Raw genomic sequence first — 18,350 nt, forward strand, 5'->3', positions numbered from 1 at the left:
GGCGGCCCGGCGGAATGTCGCACGGTTCCGCTACGGTGGGCGCCGACATGCGGCAGGACGGGGAGGAAACCCAATGACCAATCGACGGCTGGCGATCGCGGGACTCGCGCTGGTCGCGACACTCGGCCTGACCGGCTGCGGGCCCGAGAAGGACACCGCGGCCACGAACGGCGGGAACGGCTCGGGCGTCGCGGCCACGCAGGCGGCCGCGAAGCAGGACGCGGCCGCCGATCTGGCCGCCGCGGCGCAGAAGCTCAGCGAGCAGAGCATGAAGATCGACATGGACATGGCCGGCGCCATGAGCATGACGGGTGTGGCCGACCCCAAGGCCGGCACCGCCAAGATGTCGATGGAGATGGGCGCGCTCGGCAAGGGCACCGGGATCGAGATGCGCAAGATCGGCGACGACCTCTACATGAAGTTCGGCGGCTCGATGGGCAAGATGCTCGGCGGCGGCAGCTCGGCGAAGCCCTGGATGCACATCGACGCCACCAAGCTCGCCGAGGGCAGCAACTTCAAGCTGCCGAAGGACGACCCGGCCGGCTCCAAGGCGATGATCGCGGCCATGACCCAGGTCGAGCGCGTCGGCGACACCGGCTTCAAGGGCACCCTCGACCTGACGAAGTCGCCCCGCTACAGCAAGAACAAGGGGCTCGAGGCGCTGGGCGACAAGGCGACGAAGATCCCCTTCACGGCGAAGAAGGACGCTGAGGGACGCCTCGTCGAGCTGACGCTCGACATGAGCAGCCTCGGTGCGGGCGGCGGCAAGGTGACGACGAAGTACTTCGACTTCGGTACGCCGGTCTCCGTGGAGGCGCCGTCGGCGTCGGAGGTGCAGGAGGCGCCGAGCCAGCTCTCGGGCATCCTCAACGCCTGATCCAGGCAGGTCGATGGCCGGGTGGACCGACGTCCGCCCGGCCATCGCTGTTTGGCGCCGCCGACGATCGGGCATTGGGTGAGCCTTCGTCACGCCGGCGATGCAGGGAGGATCGACATGCGTACGGCTCGTGCCAGCCTGGGCCTGGCTTCGATGGCCGCGGTGGCTCTCGCCATCGGTGGCTGTTCCGGCGACGGGAACGCGACCCCGAACGCCGGCAGCTCGGCGACGGCCGCGCCCAGCCAGTCCGCGGACGTGGGTCCGGCCGACCCGGCCGCTGCCTCGGCTCTCGCCGACGCCGCGGCCAAGCTGGGGACGACCAGCTTCAAGGTGACCGTGACCAACGGGCCCGGGCTCAAGCTGATCGGGCTCATGGACGCGCCCCACGGTGTCGGCACCGGGACGCTGACGGCCACCGGGCCCAACACCGAGATCCAGGTCAAGACGCTGCTGGTCGACAAGGACCTCTACGTGCAGGTCCCGGGCGTCACCAAGGCCGGCACGTGGACCCACCTCGACGTGTCCCGCCTGCCCGAGGGCGCGAACGTCGGCCTGCGTCCCGGCCAGATCGATCCGGCCAACACCGCGCAGCTGCTCAGCTCCACCACGGACGTCCAGCAGGTCGACCCCCGCAACTACAAGGGCACGCTGGACCTCACCAAGGCCGCCGGCGTGGCGGGTGTGGACCAGAAGATGATCAGTACGTGGGGAGCCCAGGCCCAGGACGTCCCGTTCACCGCGGGCCTGGACGAGCAGGGCCGCCTCTCCGCCGTCACCGTCCAGCTCCCGGCCGTGAACGGGCAGCAGGCCCAGCCGCTCGAGGTGCTGTACACCGACTACGGCACCACGGTCGACGCCCAGCGCCCGCCGGCCTCGGAGATCACCGAGGCGCCGGACAGCCTCTACACCAGCCTCGGCGGCTGAGCCGCAAGCCTTGAAGCCCCCGCCCCCGGCGGGGGCTTCACCATGGGCGGGGCCGATCGCTCGATGCATCGGCTACCGTTGCGGACCGTGCCAGAGGGACACACCATTCACCGGCTCGCCGCCCGTCACCGCGAGCTGTTCGCCGGCCACGCCGTCACCGTCGACAGTCCGCAGGGGCGGTTCGCCGCCGGGGCGGCCCTGCTGACCGGTCGCCGGCTGGCCGACACCGAGGCGTACGGCAAGCACCTGCTCCACCACTTCGAGGGCGACCGGAGCCTGCACATCCACCTCGGCCTCTACGGGAAGTTCGCCGACGGCGTGCCGCCCCTGCCGGAGCCGGTCGGCCAGGTGCGGATGCGGATGGCGGGCGGAGGGCACTGGCTCGAGCTGCGCGGCCCCACCGCCTGCGAGGTGCTCGATCCCGGCGAGGTGGCGGTGCTGCGGGCGCGGCTGGGACAGGACCCGCTGCGGGACGACGCGGACCCGCTCATCGCGTACGCCCGGATCAGGAGCAGCACCAAGCCGGTGTTCGCCCTCCTGCTGGACCAGACGGTGGTCGCCGGGTGTGGCTTGATCTACGCCAACGAGGTGCTGTTCCGGGCCGGGCTCGCCCCCACCAAGCCGGGGCGCGCGATCTCGGCGGTGTGCTGGCAGGAGATGTGGGACGACCTGCGGGCGCTGATGAAGGAGGGCGTGGTGCGCGGCCGCATCGACACGGTGCACACCGCCCACACGCCGGAGGCCATGCAGCGCGCGCCGCGGGTCGACCGCCACGGTGGTGAGGTGTACGTGTACCGCCGCCCCGGCCAGCCCTGCCTGGTCTGCGGGACCGCGGTGCAGCGGGGGCCGATGGCCGGGCGCAACCTCTACTGGTGCCCGACCTGTCAGCCCGGCTCCTGACCCTCCGGGGCGGAGGCGGGCGCGGAGGCCGGCGGCGTCGCGGCCGGCGGCTCCGGCTGTGAGGGCAGGCCCAGCGTGAAGTTCTCCTTCAGCCACGGCAGCAGCTTCTCGTACGCCGTGATCGTGTCGGGCTGGTTGAAGTCGTGGGAGAGCACGATCGAACCGGGCCGGACGTGGTCCTGGACGCCCTTGACGACCTTCTCCACGTGGGCGGCGTCGTCCTCGTCCTCGGTGTGTTCCCAGTCGCGGGGGTCGACCTCCCAGTAGAGGGACGTCATGCCGTCGGCGTAGGCGTTCTGAACCAGCCGGTCGGTGAAGTTGCCGCCCGGGGCCCGGAAGAACGGGATGTCCGCGTCCGGGACCGCCGCGCGGATGGCCTCGTTGGTGCGGGCCAGGTCCGCCTGGATCTTCTCCGGCTTGTCCTTGCCGATCGTCAGGCTGTGGCTCCACGTGTGGTTGCAGAGCGTGTGTCCGTCCGCGGCGATCTGCCGGACCATGTCGGGATGCCGCTGAGCCTGCACGCCGACAAGGCAGAACGTCGCCTTGACGTGGTTCTCGCGGAGCAGTTCGAGGATCTTCGGGGTCTGCACCGGGTCGGGGCCGTCGTCGAAGGTGAGCGCCACCGTGGACGTGCCCGTGGTCCGCAGCGACTGGGCCGGTCCGGTGCCCTCCGGCACCACGATGGCCGGCGGCTTCTCTTCGGTGGCGCCGCCGGGCGGCGTGGCGGCGGGCGGTTTGGGCCCGGCCGGCCGGCCGGCGGGCGGCGCCGAGGCGGGCGCCTCCTTCGCCGGTGTGCCCTGCTTGGCGGGGGCGGCGGGGGTGTTCTTGCCCGGCTTCTTGCCGGGCGCCTTGGTGGCGGTCGCGGCGGCATGGTCGGCGGCGTTCACCGGGTTGAGGTCGGTGTTGCCGCTCTGGCGCATCGGCAGCACGACGAGCGTGAGACCGACCGCGACGAGGGCGGCGAGCAGTGCCTGCTGGCGGTGCCGGCCGATGAGCAGCCAGGACTCGATGGGCAGGGTGCCGGGGGCGCGGTGGGCGCCGGTGGCGGGTCGCTTGGCGCTGTCGGCGAGGGCCCAGTCACGCACCGCGCCGGCGGCCACGCGCACCGCGGGCAGCGGCCGCACGGTGATGGCGAGCTGGTCGGCGGCGGCATGCCGGCCGCGGGGACGCCGCGCCGCGCGCGAAGGGGCCGGGTCGCCAGAGGCGCCGCGGGAAGAGCCGGCGCGGGAGGCCGCGCGAGGGGAGGACGAGCGCGGCGTGAGGCCCAGCGCCGGGCGCCGGCCGCCCGCTCTCCGCTCGGTCGAGGGGGCACGCAGGACGGTCGGGTCGGCCAGCGACTCCGGTCGCCGGTGCCGGCCCAGGGTGGTCTCGCCGTCGAGCACGGTCACGTGCGGGAAGCCGCCGGTGCCGCCGGTCAGCGCGTCCACGCGCACGCGCGAAGCCGGTCCGGCCGCGTGTCGCGAGCCTTGCTGCGGCGCCGTACTTTCGGGGGATTGCGGCGGCATCCGTCATGCCTACCCTGCGGCAAGATCGAAAACGAGACCGCATTCGTGATCACTAGGTGGCCGAAAGTAATCACCGCAGGTAGAAGGCTCGAGATCGGTTCTGAATCATGAAGACAGTTCGGACGGTGCCTCCCGAACGGGGTCAGCGCGACGCGTGGACCTCGTCCGTCGCCTTGCGCGCCGCGATCAGCACCGGGTCCCAGACCGGGGAGAACGGCGGCGCGTAGCTGAGATCGAGGGCCGTCATCTCCTCCACCGTCATGCGGTTCCAGACCGCTATCGCCAAGGAGTCGATGCGCTTGGCGGCCTCCTCGCGCCCGACGATCTGCCCGCCGAGGAGCATGCCCGTGCGCCGCTCCGCGATCAGCTTGACGACCATCGTGCCGGCGCCGGGGTAGTAGCCCGCCCGGCTGGTCGACTCCACCGAGGCGGTCACGAACTCGAAGCCGGCCGCGGTCGCCTCCTTCTCCGTGAGGCCGGTACGTGCGACCTCCAGCTCGCACACCTTCGTCACCGCCGTACCGATGACTCCCGGGAACGTCGCGTAGCCGCCGCCGATGTTGATGCCCGCCACCCGGCCCTGCTTGTTCGCGTGGGTGCCCAGCGGTACGTGCGCGGGCTGGCCGCTGATCCGGTGGACGGTCTGCACGCAGTCCCCGGCCGCCCACACCCCGTCGACGTGCCCCCGCGGACCCACCACGCGCATCTGCAGGTCGGTACGCAGCCCGCCGGTCACCCCGAGCGGGATGCCCGAGGACTCCGCGAGCGCCGTGTTCGGCCGTACGCCCAGACCGAGCACCACGATGTCGGCCGGCAGCGTCCCGTCCGGGGTGACCACCGCCGTGACCCTGCCCTGCGCACTTTCCAGGCCCTGCACGTGGGTGTCCGTGCGCACTTCGATGCCGAGCCCGCGGATCGCCTCCGCGACCCGTTCGCCCATGTCGGGATCCACCGTGGACATCGGCTGCGGTGCCTTCTCCAGCAGGGTCACCGCCAGCCCGCGCCGGACCATCGCCTCGGCCATCTCGACGCCCACGTAGCCGCCGCCGATCACGACGGCCCGGCGCGGCCGGGGTTGCTCGTCGAGCCAGGCGTGGATGGCCTCGCCGTCGTCGAGGGTCTGCACGCCGAAGACCCCGCCGGCGTCGACGCGGGCCCAGTCCGGGGTGACCGGGACGGCGCCGGCCGCGTACACGAGCTCGTCGAAGCCCTCGCGGTGTTCGCCGCCGCCGTCGAGGTCCCGGGCGATCACCTCGCGCCGGTCCAGGTCGATCGCCACGACCTCGTGCCGCAGGCGTACGGCGATGCCCGCCTTCGCGAAGGCGGCGGGGTCCCGGGCGATCAGGGCGTCGCGGTCGGTCACCGCCCCGCCGATCCAGTACGGGATCCCGCAGGCGGAGTACGAGGTGTAGTGGCCCCGTTCGAACGCGACGATCTCGAGCTCGTCCGGACCCTTGCGCTTGCGCGCCTGGGAGGCCGCGGACATCCCCGCGGCATCCCCGCCGATGACGACCAGCCTCACCGCTCGCCCGCGGTGGTCCGGGCCAGCCAGTCGACCACGTCGGAGATCGTGCCGTTCTGGGACAGCAGGGCACGCTGGCGGGCCGAGCCGGTGCCGTGCGCCCGCAGCCGGCCCATCAGCACCGTGGCCAGCTCCAGGTCGCCGTGGCGCTCGAGCTCGGGGCGGACGTAGTCGAAGAGCTGCCGCATCAGCCGCCAGGCCGGGCGCGGCTCCCGGGTGGCCATGTCGATGTTGAGACCCTCCAGGCCGTCGTGCGCCGCCCGCCAGTGCGCGGCGCGCAACAGCGGGTGCGGCACGTCCGGGGCCTGCTTGCCGTCGTGGACGTCACCCAGGATCGTGCCCACCAGCGCGCGGGCGAGGGCGGCCAGCAGGATGGTGTCGTCCAGCGAGGGGCACACGTCGCCCATACGGATCTCGACCGTGGGGTAGTTCGCGGACAGCCGGGCGTACCAGTAGAGCATTCCCTCGTCGAGCATCGCGCCGCTCGCCTCGAGGTCCGAGATCATCGTCTCGTAGTGCTCGTGGGATTCCAGGTACGGCGTGGGGCCGACCGTGGGCCAGCGTTCCCACAGCATCGAGCGCCAGCTCGCGTACCCGGTGTCGCGGCCGCCGAAGAAGGGCGAGTTGGCCGTCGCCGCCTGCAAGATCGGCAGCCAGGGCCGCAGGTGGTTGAGGACCTGCACGCCGGTCTCCGGGTCGGGGACGCTGACGTGTACGTGCATGCCGTTGAGGCCGGCGCCGGGGGAGAGGTCGCCGAAGCGTTCCCGCATCCGGTGGTAGCGCGGCTTGTCGACCACCCGCGTGTGCGGACCGGAGGCCGGTGCCGCACCGACCGCCACGATGCGGGCGCCCGCCGCCTGCGCCGCGGTGGCGAGGCCGGCGCGCAGCCGCCTCATCGCGTCGAAGAGGCTGCCCAGCTCCAGCTGCGGCGGGCTGGCCGTCTCGATCTGGCTGCGCATGTACTCGTGCTGGACCGAGTCGCGCACATCCTCGCCGAGGTGGTCGAAGACCTCCTCGACCGCCTCGACCGCGCGGGGTTCCACCGCGTCGACCAGGAGGTATTCCTCTTCCACGCCAAGGGTCAGCAACCCCTGAGCCTGTGCCTCGTCGGCCAGCTCCTCGGAGATCGTGGTTGTCTCCGCCGCAGTCCCCGGTGTCGCCATGCGCCGCAAGTACCCTCCGTCGATCGCGGGAAAACGAGTGTTGCCTTACAGGCGTAGCGTGAGATTCGTGCTGCTGCTGGGGTTCTGGGCTCTTGTCGCCCTGCCGGGCCCCGCGACCTCGTCCCCGCACCTGCTGCTCGGGCTCGCCGTGGTCGCGGCGGCCCTGCTCGTGGTGGCCGCGGCGGCCGGTCTGCCGGCGTCGCCGCCGCGGGTCGCCACCCGCGCCTGTGCCCCACGTGGACGGTCCGGGAGCCGGCCCCTGCCCCGCCTGCTCGATCCGGACGCGGCCGGGCGGCCGCGTCCAAGGGCACCCGCGGCGTCCCCGGTGGTCGCGCTCCGCTAGGGCCCGGCCACCTCCGCGTCTTGTCACTCTCAGACCGCAGGGGTACGCCCATGTCCATGTCGTCTGCGCTGGACGCCGTCACCGGTGTCGCGCATTCCGCCCTCGAGGGTCTCGCCGCCTTCCTCGCCCCGGCCACCGGTACGTTCGCCGCCGCCCTGGCCATCGTCGTGTTCACCGTCGCCGTCCGTCTGCTCATCAGCCCGCTCACGTGGCTGCAGGTCCGTTCCGCGAAGCGGGGCGCCGCCCTGGCGCCGGAGCTCGCCGTCCTGCGCGAGCGGCACCGCGACGATCCGGTCCGGCTTGCCACCGAGACACTCGCGCTGCAGCGTGCGAACGGGGCCAGTCCGTTCGCCGCTCTGTTGCCCGCGCTCGCCCAGGCGCCGTTCTTCATGCTCATGTACCACGTGGTGCAGCCCGGTGCCGGTGCGCCCACCGGAGTCCTCGCGGGGCAGTTGTTCGGCGTACCGCTGACCGCGCACCTTGCGGCGGGTCTTCCTGTCTTCGCGGTGCTGCTCGTCCTCGCCGGGCTGCTGGCGTGGTGGTCGTCGCGGCGGGCGCGGCGGCTGATGCCGGCGGACAACCCGCTCGGCGCGATCATGACCAAGCTGCCGTACCTGAGCGTGGCGGCGGTGGCCTGGCTGCCGCTGGCCGGCGGTCTGTATCTCGTCACATCCGCCGCCTGGACGGCGCTGGAACAGCTGGTCATGCGCCGGTGACGAATCGACAGTTCTTAATGTTGACAACTCGCCGTAACACCCAGGAAACTTTCTGAGAGCGCTCTCTCGTCTGTCACGACTGCCCTGGGAGGCGTCGTCATGAGAATTCGTCGCCGTATCCTCGCCGCCGCGGCGGTCACCGCCGCCCTCACCGCATCCACCGCTGCCGCCGTGTCCGCCCAGGCCGCCCTGCCCCCGGTGCCCTCCGGGTGGACGCAGATATGGGCCGACGACTTCACCGGGCCGGCCAACACCCTCCCCAGCTCCGCCAACTGGATCATCGACACCGGCACCAGCTACCCCGGCGGGCCGGCGCAGTGGGGCACCGGGGAGATCCAGACCTACACGAACAGCACCAGCAACCTCTCGCAGGACGGTGCCGGCAACCTGCGCATCACGCCGATCCGCAGCGGCTCCGGTCAGTGGACCTCCGCGCGGATCGAGACCCAGCGCAGCAACTTCAAGGCGCCGGACGGCGGGGTGCTACGCATCGAGGGCCGGATCCAGATGCCCAACGTGACCGGTGCCGAGGCCGCCGGCTACTGGCCCGCCTTCTGGGCCCTCGGCGCGCCGTACCGCGGGAACTACCAGAACTGGCCGTCGGTCGGCGAGTTCGACGTCATGGAGAACGTCAACGGCATCAACGCCGTCTGGGGCGTGCTGCACTGCGGCGTGAACCCGGGCGGGCCCTGCAACGAGACGCTGGGCATCGGCACCAACCGGGCGTGCCCCGGGTCGAGCTGCCAGTCGGCCTTCCACACGTACGCCTTCGAGTGGGACCGCAGCGTCAGCCCCAACCAGATGCGCTGGTACGTCGACGGCCAGCAGTTCCACTCGGTCAGCCAGAGCCAGATCGGTGAGCCGCACTGGACGAACATGACCGGGCACGCCGGCTACTTCATCCTCCTCAACGTGGCGATGGGCGGCGCCTTCCCGAACGGCGTGGCCGGCTCGGCGACCCCGACCGGCTCGACCGCCTCGGGCCGTCCGATGCTCGTGGACTACGTGGCCGTGTACAGCCGCGGCGGTGGCACCACACCGCCGCCGACCGACCCGCCGCCGACGGGTGGCTCGCGGGACGCGTACGGCACGATCCAGGCCGAGTCGTACGACGCCGCGTCCGCCGTGGGCAAGGAGGCGTGCTCCGAGGGTGGCGAGGACGTCGGCTGGCTCAGCAACGGCGACTGGCTGCAGTACAACGGCGTCGAGTTCGGTACGGGCGGCGTCCGCGACTTCGTGGGCCGCGTGGCATCCGGCGCGGCCGGGGGAGTGAGCGGCCTGGTCGAGGTGCGCATCGACAGCCGCAGCAACGCGCCGATCGGCTCCTTCGCGCTCGCGAACACCGGCGGCTGGCAGTCGTGGCGCTCGGTTGCGGGTGGTGCGGCGAACGTGACCGGACGGCACACCGTCTTCCTCACCTTCACCAGTGGGCAGCCCGCCGACTTCGTGAACGTCAACTGGTTCCAGTTCCGCAGGTAGCGACTTTCTTCAATACGTACGCGGAAGGGCCGGGAGCGCTACCAGCACTTCCGGCCCTGGCGCTTAATAGAAAGTTAAGTTCACGGATGCCTTTACTTCCTCTGTTAACACTCCTAATAATTGGCCAACCCACCTTGGCACCCGTGGAAGGCCCACCCCCATGCGCCGATCCTTCCTCCTCGCCACGGCAGCCCTGCTGGCTGCCGCCGGCTCCGCCGTCTACATAGGCTCGTCGGCCAGCGCCGCAGCCGCCTGCGCCCCCGCTTGGAGTTCAACGGCGGTTTACACCAACGGAATGACCGCTTCGCAGTCCGGCCACAACTTCACGGCTAAGTGGTGGACCCAGAATGAGAGCCCGGCGACCCATAGCGGTCAGTGGGACGTCTGGGCCGACAATGGCACCTGCGGAGGCACCACGCCCCCGACCACTCCGCCCACGACGCCCCCGACGACCCCTCCCAACACGCCCCCGACCACACCGCCCACCACGCCCCCGACCACACCGCCGCCCGCCGGCCCGCTGCCGTCGCACTTCGTCACCGGCTACTGGCAGAACTTCGACAACCCGGCGAACGAGATCAAGCTCGCCGCGGTGCCGAACACTTACGACCTGATCGCGGTGGCCTTCGCCGACGCCACGAGCACCCCCGGCGCGGTCTCCTTCCACATCGACCCGGGCCTGTCGGCCAGCGTCGGCGGCTACACCGACGCCCAGTTCAAGGCGGACGTGGCGACGCTGCACTCGCGCGGCAAGAAGGTCGTCATCTCGGTCGGCGGCGAGAAGGGCTCGGTGTCGGTCAGCGACTCGGCCGCGGCCACCAACTTCGCCAACTCGGTGCACTCGCTGATCCAGACGTACGGCTTCGACGGCGTCGACATCGACCTCGAGAACGGCCTCAACCCGACCTACATGGCCCAGGCGCTGCGGAGCCTGCGAGCCAAGGTGGGCGCGAGCCTGATCATCACGATGGCGCCGCAGACCATCGACATGCAGAACCCGGCGGGCTCGTACTTCAAGCTCGCGCTCGACATCAAGGACATCCTGACGGTCGTCCACACGCAGTTCTACAACTCGGGCGCGATGCTCGGGTGCGACAACAACGCCGCGTACGGCCAGGGCACGGTCAACTTCATCGTCGCCCTGACCTGCATCCAGCTCGAGGCCGGCCTGCGCCCCGACCAGGTCGCGATCGGGCTGCCGGCGACGAGCAGCGCGGCCGGCGGCGGCTACGTCTCCCCGTCGGTCGTCAACCAGGCACTGGACTGCCTGGCCCGTGGCACCAACTGCGGCTCCTTCCGGCCGCCGCACACCTACCCCGGCCTCCGTGGCGCGATGACCTGGTCCATCAACTGGGACGTCACCGCCGGCAACGGATGGGCCAACGCCGTCTCCCCCCACGTCCACGCCCTGCCCTGACCGGAGAATCCCCATGCGACTGAAGATGAGATACCTGGCCGCCCTCGCCGTGGCCCTGACCGGAACCGCCGCCGCGGTCATCCCGATGACCGCGTCCAACGCCGCCGTGGCCTGTGCCCCCGCCTGGAGCGCGAGCGCCGTCTACACCAACGGCATGACCGCCTCGCAGTCCGGCCACAACTACACCGCGAAGTGGTGGACGCAGAACGAGAGCCCGGCCACGCACAGCGGCCAGTGGGACGTGTGGGCGGACAACGGGGCCTGTGGCGGCACCACGCCTCCTCCCACCGACCCGACCGACCCGCCGCCCACCACCGGCACCAAGATGGCGTCGTCGCCGTACATCTACCCCGGCTGGGGCAACCCGCCGGCGCCGTCGACGGTGATGAACGCGACCGGCATCAAGGCGTTCACCATCGCCTTCGTCCTGGCCAACGGCTGTAACCCGGTCTGGGACGGCGAGGGTGGCCTCACCGGCGGCGTGCACGAGAGCACGATCAACGCGATCAAGTCGGCCGGCGGCAGCGTGGTCCCGTCGATCGGCGGCTGGCAGGGCAACAAGCTCGGCCCGAACTGCTCGACGCCCGAGGCGCTCGCCGGCGCGTACCAGAAGGTCATCGACACCTTCGGCCTCAAGGCGATCGACATCGACATCGAGAACACCGACGAGTTCGAGAACACGGTCGTCCAGGACCGCATCCTCAACGCCCTGAAGATCGTCAAGCAGCGCAACTCGTCCGTGAAGACGATCCTGACCTTCGGCACCACGACCTCCGGCCCGTCCTACTACGGCACCCGGCTCGTCCAGCAGGCCAAGGCGCTCGGCGCGAACATCGACATCTTCACCCAGATGCCGTTCGACTTCGGCGGCGGCGCGAACATGTACCAGAGCACGGTGAACGCGTCCGAGGGCCTGAAGAACCTGCTCAAGACCACCTTCGGCTACGACGACGCGCAGGCGTACTCGCACATGGGCATCTCCGGCATGAACGGCCTCTCCGACCAGCAGGAGCTGACCACCCCGGCCACGTGGACCCAGATCCGCGACTACGCCAAGAGCAAGGGCTTCGCCCGCTTCACGTTCTGGGCGGTCAACCGGGACCGTGGCTGCCCCGGCGGCGGCGTGGTGTCCAACTGCTCCGGCATCGCCCAGTCCGACTGGGAGTTCACCCGGATCAGCGCCGGCTTCTGACCCTCCTCAGGGACGTCCGTGCGGCCGTGGATCTCAGCGATCCGCGGCCGCGCGGCGGCGTTTGCGGACCTTCTTGACGACCCAGTTGCCGACGGCCAGCACGATCAACGCCCAGACGCCGTAGTTGATCCAGTTGCTGTACTGCTCGACGTTCTGCCAGCGTGAGCCGAGCGCGTACCCGGCGCCGACGAAGATGCAGTTCCAGACGCCGCTGCCGATCGTGGTGAAGAGCGTGAACTGCCCGAGCGGCATGTGGTTGGCGCCGGCCGGGATCGAGATCAGGCTGCGCACCACCGGCGCCATCCGCCCGAAGAGGACGGCGCCACGTTCGTGCCGCTCGAACCACCGGTCCGCGGTGTCCAGGTCGTCCGCGTCCACCAGCGGGATGCGGTCGAGCCAGCGGCGCAGGCGGTCCTCGCCGAGCGCGTACCCGAGCCAGTAGAGCGCCAGCGCACCCAGCACCGAGCCGGCGGTCGCCGCCACCGTCACCAGGATCAGGTTGACCCGGCCCTCGCTCGCGAGATAGCCGGCCATGGAGAGCACGATCTCGCTCGGAATCGGCGGGATGAGGTTCTCGAGAGCGACGAGCAGGCCCACGCCCACGGCGCCCAGGGACTCGATCACCGAGGCGACCCAGCCGGTCAGCCCGCCGAGGTTGCCCAGATCGGTCTCCGCGGCGAGGACGTGCGGCACGCTCATGGACTTCTGGTACCCGCCATCGACGGTACGAACCGTCTCGCGTATGTACCCGTCAGCGGTCAGCGCCGGCCGACCCCGGCCGAGGCCGCCGACCTGCTGTGGTCCGGGCTGGTGGCGCACCTCAGACCCGGCGTCCGCGGCCTGCGCGACATGCGGTGGCGCGACGCCGCCGGAGTGGCCGGACTGCTGGCGGCGACGGTGCCGGCCGCGATCGCCCTGCGGCGGATGAGCCTCCACATGTGGATGGTGTGGCCCGCGGACACCCCCGACCAGCCGCGCACGCTCCTGTGGGACGTGCAGATCCGCGCCCTCGGGTGGCTCCTCGTCGTCATCGTGCTCTTCGCCGGGCTACGTCGTACCGGTGCGGCGCTCGCGGTCGTCGCCACCGCGGGCGAGATCGCGATGATCGGATCCTGGTCCGACGAATGGCGCTGGGTCGCGATGGGCCGGCTCCTGGTGCTCGCGCCCCTGATCGCCCTCCTTCTGGTGGTGGTCCGCCGGGCGCGGAAGCCGGTACTGCTGCTCGGGCGGTGGGGCGCGCTGACCTCTGTCGGCGGCATCATGCTGGCCGGCGCCGTCGCCGGCGAGCCGTGGCAGACGCGCCCGCCCTGGCTGCCACTGTTCGGATATCCGGTGGCCGCGGTGGTGCTGCCGGCCGGCCTGCGCCGGCTGGATGCCGGCGTACGCCGCCCCGTTCTCGTGCTGCTGGCGACCCTGCCGGCGGTGCTGTTCGCGCAGACGTGGTTCGCCGAGGCCGCAGCAGTGCCCGTGCTGGCCGCCGTGACCGTCCTGGGTGGCTTCGTCCTGCGCGACAAGCTCCCGCGTTTCGCCGGACGGTGACGGGGTTACAGAGCACGGCATGAGCGACCGGTGGTACGAGAAGGCCGTCATCTACTGCCTCGACATCGACACGTACGCCGACTCCGACGGCGACGGCGTCGGCGACATCCGCGGGCTGATCGGGCGGCTCGACTACCTCGCCCGGCTGGGCATCACCTGCCTGTGGCTCAACCCCATCCACCCCTCGCCCAACCGTGACGACGGGTACGACGTCGAGGACTTCTACAACGTCGACCCGCGCTTCGGCAGCCTGGGCGACTTCGCCGAACTGCTGCACCAGGCCGGCAACCGGGGCATCAAGGTGATCATCGACCTGGTCGTCAACCACACCTCCGACCGGCACCCGTGGTTCCAGTCGGCGCGGTCCTCGCCCGACTCGCCGTACCGTGACTGGTATGTCTGGTCCGAGACCCAGCCGCCGGACCGCCACCAGGGCATGGTCTTCCCGGGCGAGCAGAGTGAGACCTGGACCTACGACCGCACCGCCAAGCAGTGGTACTACCACCGGTTCTACAAGTTCCAGCCGGACCTGAACATCAAGAACCCGCGGGTCCGCGAGGAGATCAAGAAGATCTGCGCGTTCTGGCTGCAGCTGGGCGTCGCCGGGTTCCGGATGGACGCGGTGCCGTTCATCATCGAGGAGACCGAGCCCGGCAACCCGAACTCGCCCAAGGACCTGGAGTTCCTCAGCGAGCTGCGCCAGCACATCCAGTGGCGCAAGGGCGACGCCGTGCTGCTGGCCGAGGCCAACGTCGAGCCGGCCGAGCTGAAACACTTCTTCGGCGACGGCGGTGGCTCGTCCAACCGCATCCACATGCTGTTCGACTTCATGCTCAACGGGCGGCTCATGCTCGCGCTCGCCCGCCGCAACCCCGAGCCGATCATCGAGGCGTTGCGGGAGACTCCGGCGCTGCCGGAGGGCGGCCAGTGGGCCACCTTCCTGCGCAACCACGACGAGGTCGACCTCTCCCGGCTCACCGCCGAGCAGCGCAACGACGTCTTCGCCGAGTTCGGGCCGGACGAGACCATGCAGCTCTACGGCCGCGGCATCCGGCGCCGGCTCGCTCCCATGCTCGGCGGCGACCGGCGGCGCATCGAGCTGGCGTACGCGCTGCAGTTCAGCCTGCGCGGCACCCCGGTGCTGCGCTACGGCGAGGAGATCGGCATGGGCGACGACCTCTCGCAGGAGGGGCGCAACGCCATCCGTACGCCGATGCAGTGGTCCAACCTGCCCAACGGCGGCTTCTCCACGGCTCAGCCCGGCGATCTGGTCCGCCCGGTGGTCTCCGACCCCGAGTACGGCTACGACAAGGTCAACGTCACGCTCCAGCGCCACGACCGGACCTCGCTGCTGTCGTGGTTCGAGCGGATGATCCGCACCCTGCGCGAGGCGCCCGAGGTGGGCAGCGGCACCTGCACCCACGTCGACGTCCCGGTGCCCACGGGTGTGCTGGTGCACCGGGCGGACGACCGTACGGGAACCATGCTCTTCATCCACAACCTCGGGCCGGACGACGGCGTCGTGGACCTGCGCAGCCTGGAGCCGGAGGCGGAGTTCCCCAACGACGTGCTGGCCGACAGCGAGTACCCGGACCCGGGCAAGCTCGACGCCCTGGCCGTCAAGGGCTACGGCTACCGCTGGATCCGCCTGTGCCGCAAGCCCTGAGCCGAGGCCGGCCGGCGTCTTGAACTAGCTGCACTCCGAGTGAAAAAGAGCACGAGCCGAGTGGTAACTCGCCGGTAACTTCTGGGCTAGAGTCGGCCTCCAGAGAGATCTGCGACAGCTGTGGGAGGCCACGAAATGACCCAGCCGAGTCGGGTAGCCATCGTCACCGGAGCCGCACGGGGCATCGGCGAGGCGACCGCGCGCAAGCTCGCCGCCGACGGTATGGCCGTCGCGGTCGTCGACCTCGACGAGGGTGCGTGCGCGAGCGCCGTGACGGCCATCCACGACGCGGGCGGCACCGCCCTCGCCGTCGGCGCCGATGTGTCGAACTCCGAGCAGGTCACGGCCGCCGTCGAGAAGGTCGTGAACGAGCTCGGCGCGCCGACCGTGCTGGTGAACAACGCCGGCGTGCTGCGCGACAACCTGCTGTTCAAGATGAGCGACGACGACTGGGAGACCGTCATGGCGGTGCACCTGCGCGGCGCGTTCCTCTTCAGCCGGGCGGTGCAGAAGCACATGGTCGACGCCGGCTGGGGGCGCATCGTCAGCCTGTCCAGCACCTCCGCGCTCGGCAACCGGGGCCAGGCCAACTATGCCGCCGCCAAGGCCGGGCTGCAGGGCTTCACCAAGACGCTCGCCATCGAGCTGGGCCGCTTCGGCATCACCGCCAACGCGGTCGCGCCGGGTTTCATCGTGACCGACATGACGGCCGCGACCGCCGCGCGCGTCGGCGTGGACTTCGCGGACTTCGAGAAGGCGGCCATCAGTCAGATTCCCGTCGGCCGGGCGGGGCGCCCCGAAGACGTCGCGAACACCGTATCCTTCCTGGTCAGTGAGGGAGCCGGGTTCGTGTCCGGCCAGGTGATCTACGTGGCGGGCGGACCACGGGCGTAGCGGCTTGCCTTGATCGGGGTCGCTACACATGATGGAGCGACCCCGAAGCGTGAAAGGGCGGTAAAGCCGACAGTGAACCGACGGATGAGCTCTCGGAGCGTGGCTCTGACCAGCACGTTCCTGCTGTTGGCCGCGGGGGGCACGGCGGCCTGCGACAACGGCGACGACTACCAGGACGAGGGCTTCTACTGCGCCGACGAGAACGGCGTGATCGTCGACGAGGACTACTGCGACGATGACGACGGTGGCGGCGGCTTCGGCGGAGGCTTCTTCATCTGGCATTCGACGAGCTACCGGTCCGGCTACCCGGTCGGTTCGAGGCTGCCGGCCGGCGGGTCGAAGTTCGCCTACAACGACAAGGCCGCCCGGTCGTCCTTCGGTCTGCCCTCGTCCGGCCGGATCAGCAACGGCACGGTGAAGACCAGCGTCGTCGGCAAGGGCGGCAGCGGTTCCTCCAGCAGGTCGGGCGGCTGAGCTTGCGGCGGATTCCGTACGGGCCGGTCCGCGACGGCTGGCGGCTCACCAACTACAGCCTCGGACTCACGTACAACGACACCGAGCTGCCCGACGGGACGATGATCTCGTACTGGCAGGAGGGGCCGTACTACGACTTCACCGAGGCCGAGATCGAGGAGCTGGAGACCGCCACGACGGTCCTCAACAGCATGTGCCTCGACGCCGGCGACTGGATGGTCAAGCAGTGCCCCCGGAACACCGCGCAGGGCCGTCGTGACGGCTACTTCGCGTCGGTCTGCACCCCGGAGACCTGCTTCCTGACGAAGATCGGCATTCCCGAGTACGCCCACGAGCAGATCATCCGTACCTGGTTCGACGGCGACGCCGAAACCTGGACCCACTACGACAAGGACCCGGACGGCCGCCTGCCGATGCAGACGCCGGACTACTCGCCGAGCGTCTACGGTCGCTTCGACCTCTGGTACAACGGCGCCGGCAGCGTGCCGCGCCTGCTGGAGTACAACGCCCAGACGCCGACGTCCCTCGTCGAGGCGGCGGTGATCCAGTGGCACTGGGTCGACCAGACCAACCTCACCCAGCATCCGTGGCGGCAGTGGAACTCCATCCATGACCGCCTCGTCGGCTGGGAGGCCGCGGACGGCGAGCCGGCCAACCCGGGCGCCTGGAAACGCAACATCGGCAAGCTGCGCGAGGCCCGGCCCTGGCTCCCGGAGAAACCCAAGATCTTCTTCGCGTACGAGACCAGCGAGACCACCGGCGAGGACCGGATGAACGTGGCCTACCTGATGGCCACGGCGGAGGAGGCGGGCTTCCCGGTCGAGCTCATCGCCATGAGCCAGATCGGCTGGGACGTGGCCGGCGACCGCGTCCTCTTCGTCCCGGCCCCCGGCCAGGAACACAAGGCCGAGCCGATCGACGTCATCTTCATGCTGTATCCGTGGGAGTGGTTCTGGAACGAGGAGGGCGGCAAGGCCTTCTTCCGCAACATGGCCGACCCCACGAAACGCGGCACGGTCTGGATCGAGCCCCCGTACAAGGCGGCCCTGCTCGGCAACAAGGCCCTCCTGCCGGTCCTGTGGAAACTCTTCGGCGACGACCCGGAACGCGGCAAGTACCTGCTCCCGGCGTACTTCGCGGAGTCGTCGTCGGCCGCCAAGCTGACCTCGTACGCGAAGAAGCCGATCTGGGGCCGCGAGGGCGGCTCGGTCACGCTGGTCAAGGACGGCGTCACGATCTCCGAGAACCCGACGGAGTACGGCGCGGACGGGCGTTTCGTGGTCCAGGAGCTGCTGGAGCTGCCGTCGTTCGAAGGCCTCGAGGGCGTGGTGCACCCGGTCATCGGCTCCTGGCTGATCGACGGCGAGCCGGCCGGCATGGGCATCCGCGAAGGCCTCGGCGAGGACGGCCTCGTCACGAAGGACCGCTGCAACTTCGTGCCGCACATCATCAGCTGAAGCGCGGCCCGGCTGCTGAAGTCTTTTGCAAAAGTCTTCAGCAGCCGGACGGCCGCGCCGGCCAGGTGAGGAAACGGTCGTAGAGGCAGCCGATCGTTCCGTCCGGGTTGTCATGGCACGCTTCGACGAAGCAGGTCGTCAGGTAGACCATCAGGGAGACCCGCGCGCCGGCATATTCCGCGGTGAGTTCCAGCCGGCGTGTCGGACACGGCCACGCCAAGCTACACCCACCGCAGATCCAGCTCGGTCGCACCGGTTGATGCACCGACAAGTCCACCACCA

Annotated in this window: 18 protein-coding genes; 13 read left to right on the top strand and 5 right to left on the bottom strand. The window is 70.5% G+C overall.

Going from position 1 to position 18,350, the window contains the following annotated elements:
• Positions 1–73: 73 nt before the first annotated feature.
• From AB0J80_RS30025 to AB0J80_RS30035, 3 genes are all read left to right on the top strand, one after another.
• A complete protein-coding gene (locus AB0J80_RS30025) occupies positions 74–877 on the top strand; it encodes a hypothetical protein (protein WP_364711510.1) in 804 nt (267 codons plus the stop codon).
• Between the two features lie 117 nt (positions 878–994).
• Positions 995–1,801 carry a hypothetical protein gene (locus AB0J80_RS30030; protein WP_364711513.1) on the top strand — a complete coding sequence of 269 codons (807 nt, stop codon included), beginning with the start codon at positions 995–997 and terminating at the stop codon, positions 1,799–1,801.
• 87 nt (positions 1,802–1,888) lie between these two features.
• Complete coding sequence (locus tag AB0J80_RS30035; RefSeq protein WP_364711516.1) at positions 1,889–2,701, top strand: DNA-formamidopyrimidine glycosylase family protein; 813 nt, start codon at positions 1,889–1,891, stop codon at positions 2,699–2,701.
• Here the strand turns inward: AB0J80_RS30035 and AB0J80_RS30040 are convergent.
• From AB0J80_RS30040 to AB0J80_RS30050, 3 genes are all read right to left on the bottom strand, one after another.
• Positions 2,686–4,134, bottom strand: a complete 1,449-nt coding sequence (locus AB0J80_RS30040) for a polysaccharide deacetylase family protein (RefSeq protein WP_364711519.1) — start codon at positions 4,132–4,134, stop codon at positions 2,686–2,688. The genes AB0J80_RS30035 and AB0J80_RS30040 overlap by 16 nt on opposite strands.
• Positions 4,135–4,348: 214 nt before the next feature.
• Entirely contained in the window at positions 4,349–5,728 is a 1,380-nt protein-coding gene (locus AB0J80_RS30045; RefSeq protein WP_364711521.1) for an FAD-dependent oxidoreductase, read from the bottom strand.
• Positions 5,725–6,891 carry a glutamate--cysteine ligase gene (locus AB0J80_RS30050; protein WP_364711522.1) on the bottom strand — a complete coding sequence of 389 codons (1,167 nt, stop codon included), beginning with the start codon at positions 6,889–6,891 and terminating at the stop codon, positions 5,725–5,727. Before AB0J80_RS30050 ends, AB0J80_RS30045 begins: the two co-directional genes overlap by 4 nt.
• Positions 6,892–6,949: 58 nt before the next feature.
• Between AB0J80_RS30050 and AB0J80_RS30055 the strand changes: the two genes are divergently transcribed.
• The 5 genes from AB0J80_RS30055 (at position 6,950) to AB0J80_RS30075 (ending at position 12,038) form a co-directional block, all read left to right on the top strand.
• A complete protein-coding gene (locus tag AB0J80_RS30055; protein WP_364711525.1) occupies positions 6,950–7,234 on the top strand; it encodes a DUF6412 domain-containing protein in 285 nt (94 codons plus the stop codon).
• Positions 7,235–7,290: 56 nt separating this feature from the next.
• On the top strand, positions 7,291–7,950 hold the full coding sequence (gene yidC / locus AB0J80_RS30060; protein WP_364711526.1) for a membrane protein insertase YidC: 660 nt from the start codon (positions 7,291–7,293) through the stop codon (positions 7,948–7,950).
• Between the two features lie 99 nt (positions 7,951–8,049).
• Complete coding sequence (locus tag AB0J80_RS30065) at positions 8,050–9,429, top strand: carbohydrate-binding protein (RefSeq protein ID WP_364711527.1); 1,380 nt, start codon at positions 8,050–8,052, stop codon at positions 9,427–9,429.
• A 160-nt stretch (positions 9,430–9,589) separates the two neighbouring features.
• Positions 9,590–10,846 (top strand): glycosyl hydrolase family 18 protein, encoded by a 1,257-nt coding sequence (locus AB0J80_RS30070; RefSeq protein ID WP_364711529.1) that lies wholly within the window; start codon positions 9,590–9,592, stop codon positions 10,844–10,846.
• A 13-nt stretch (positions 10,847–10,859) separates the two neighbouring features.
• The gene (locus AB0J80_RS30075; RefSeq protein ID WP_364711531.1) at positions 10,860–12,038 is read left to right on the top strand and encodes a glycosyl hydrolase family 18 protein; all 1,179 of its coding nucleotides are present in this window, start codon (positions 10,860–10,862) and stop codon (positions 12,036–12,038) included.
• Between the two features lie 33 nt (positions 12,039–12,071).
• Here AB0J80_RS30075 and AB0J80_RS30080 read toward each other — a convergent pair whose 3' ends face one another.
• Positions 12,072–12,737, bottom strand: coding sequence for a DedA family protein (locus tag AB0J80_RS30080; RefSeq protein ID WP_364711532.1), 666 nt, complete (start codon positions 12,735–12,737; stop codon positions 12,072–12,074).
• Between AB0J80_RS30080 and AB0J80_RS30085 the strand changes: the two genes are divergently transcribed.
• The 5 genes from AB0J80_RS30085 (at position 12,723) to AB0J80_RS30105 (ending at position 18,068) form a co-directional block, all read left to right on the top strand.
• Positions 12,723–13,577 (top strand): hypothetical protein, encoded by an 855-nt coding sequence (locus tag AB0J80_RS30085; protein WP_364711534.1) that lies wholly within the window; start codon positions 12,723–12,725, stop codon positions 13,575–13,577. The genes AB0J80_RS30080 and AB0J80_RS30085 overlap by 15 nt on opposite strands.
• A 19-nt stretch (positions 13,578–13,596) precedes the next feature.
• A complete protein-coding gene (locus AB0J80_RS30090) occupies positions 13,597–15,243 on the top strand; it encodes an alpha-amylase family protein (protein WP_364711537.1) in 1,647 nt (548 codons plus the stop codon).
• A 135-nt stretch (positions 15,244–15,378) separates the two neighbouring features.
• Positions 15,379–16,137 carry a 3-oxoacyl-ACP reductase FabG gene (gene fabG, locus AB0J80_RS30095; RefSeq protein WP_364711539.1) on the top strand — a complete coding sequence of 253 codons (759 nt, stop codon included), beginning with the start codon at positions 15,379–15,381 and terminating at the stop codon, positions 16,135–16,137.
• Between the two features lie 84 nt (positions 16,138–16,221).
• Positions 16,222–16,611 carry a hypothetical protein gene (locus tag AB0J80_RS30100; protein WP_364711541.1) on the top strand — a complete coding sequence of 130 codons (390 nt, stop codon included), beginning with the start codon at positions 16,222–16,224 and terminating at the stop codon, positions 16,609–16,611.
• A 2-nt stretch (positions 16,612–16,613) separates the two neighbouring features.
• Positions 16,614–18,068 carry a glutathionylspermidine synthase family protein gene (locus AB0J80_RS30105; RefSeq protein WP_364711543.1) on the top strand — a complete coding sequence of 485 codons (1,455 nt, stop codon included), beginning with the start codon at positions 16,614–16,616 and terminating at the stop codon, positions 18,066–18,068.
• A gap of 37 nt (positions 18,069–18,105) precedes the next feature.
• On the opposite strand, the gene AB0J80_RS30110 is transcribed toward AB0J80_RS30105, so the two are convergent.
• Positions 18,106–18,339 carry a flavin reductase gene (locus AB0J80_RS30110; RefSeq protein WP_364711741.1) on the bottom strand — a complete coding sequence of 78 codons (234 nt, stop codon included), beginning with the start codon at positions 18,337–18,339 and terminating at the stop codon, positions 18,106–18,108.
• Between the last annotated feature and the right edge of the window lie 11 nt (positions 18,340–18,350).

The sequence above is a fragment of the Actinoplanes sp. NPDC049548 genome (genome assembly GCF_040676695.1).
Classification (GTDB): domain Bacteria; phylum Actinomycetota; class Actinomycetes; order Mycobacteriales; family Micromonosporaceae; genus Actinoplanes.

What these genes read in the sequence shown, in the direction of transcription:
- AB0J80_RS30065 (WP_364711527.1), top strand. Translation starts at nt 8,050, where the DNA reads ATGAGAATTCGTCGCCGTATCCTCGCCGCCGCGGCGGTCACCGCCGCC.
- yidC (WP_364711526.1), top strand. Translation starts at nt 7,291, where the DNA reads ATGTCGTCTGCGCTGGACGCCGTCACCGGTGTCGCGCATTCCGCCCTC.
- AB0J80_RS30070 (WP_364711529.1), top strand. Translation starts at nt 9,590, where the DNA reads ATGCGCCGATCCTTCCTCCTCGCCACGGCAGCCCTGCTGGCTGCCGCC.
- AB0J80_RS30100 (WP_364711541.1), top strand. Translation starts at nt 16,222, where the DNA reads ATGAGCTCTCGGAGCGTGGCTCTGACCAGCACGTTCCTGCTGTTGGCC.
- AB0J80_RS30080 (WP_364711532.1), bottom strand. Translation starts at nt 12,737, where the DNA reads ATGAGCGTGCCGCACGTCCTCGCCGCGGAGACCGATCTGGGCAACCTC.
- AB0J80_RS30025 (WP_364711510.1), top strand. Translation starts at nt 74, where the DNA reads ATGACCAATCGACGGCTGGCGATCGCGGGACTCGCGCTGGTCGCGACA.
- AB0J80_RS30050 (WP_364711522.1), bottom strand. Translation starts at nt 6,891, where the DNA reads ATGGCGACACCGGGGACTGCGGCGGAGACAACCACGATCTCCGAGGAG.
- AB0J80_RS30030 (WP_364711513.1), top strand. Translation starts at nt 995, where the DNA reads ATGCGTACGGCTCGTGCCAGCCTGGGCCTGGCTTCGATGGCCGCGGTG.
- AB0J80_RS30075 (WP_364711531.1), top strand. Translation starts at nt 10,860, where the DNA reads ATGCGACTGAAGATGAGATACCTGGCCGCCCTCGCCGTGGCCCTGACC.
- fabG (WP_364711539.1), top strand. Translation starts at nt 15,379, where the DNA reads ATGACCCAGCCGAGTCGGGTAGCCATCGTCACCGGAGCCGCACGGGGC.
- AB0J80_RS30090 (WP_364711537.1), top strand. Translation starts at nt 13,597, where the DNA reads ATGAGCGACCGGTGGTACGAGAAGGCCGTCATCTACTGCCTCGACATC.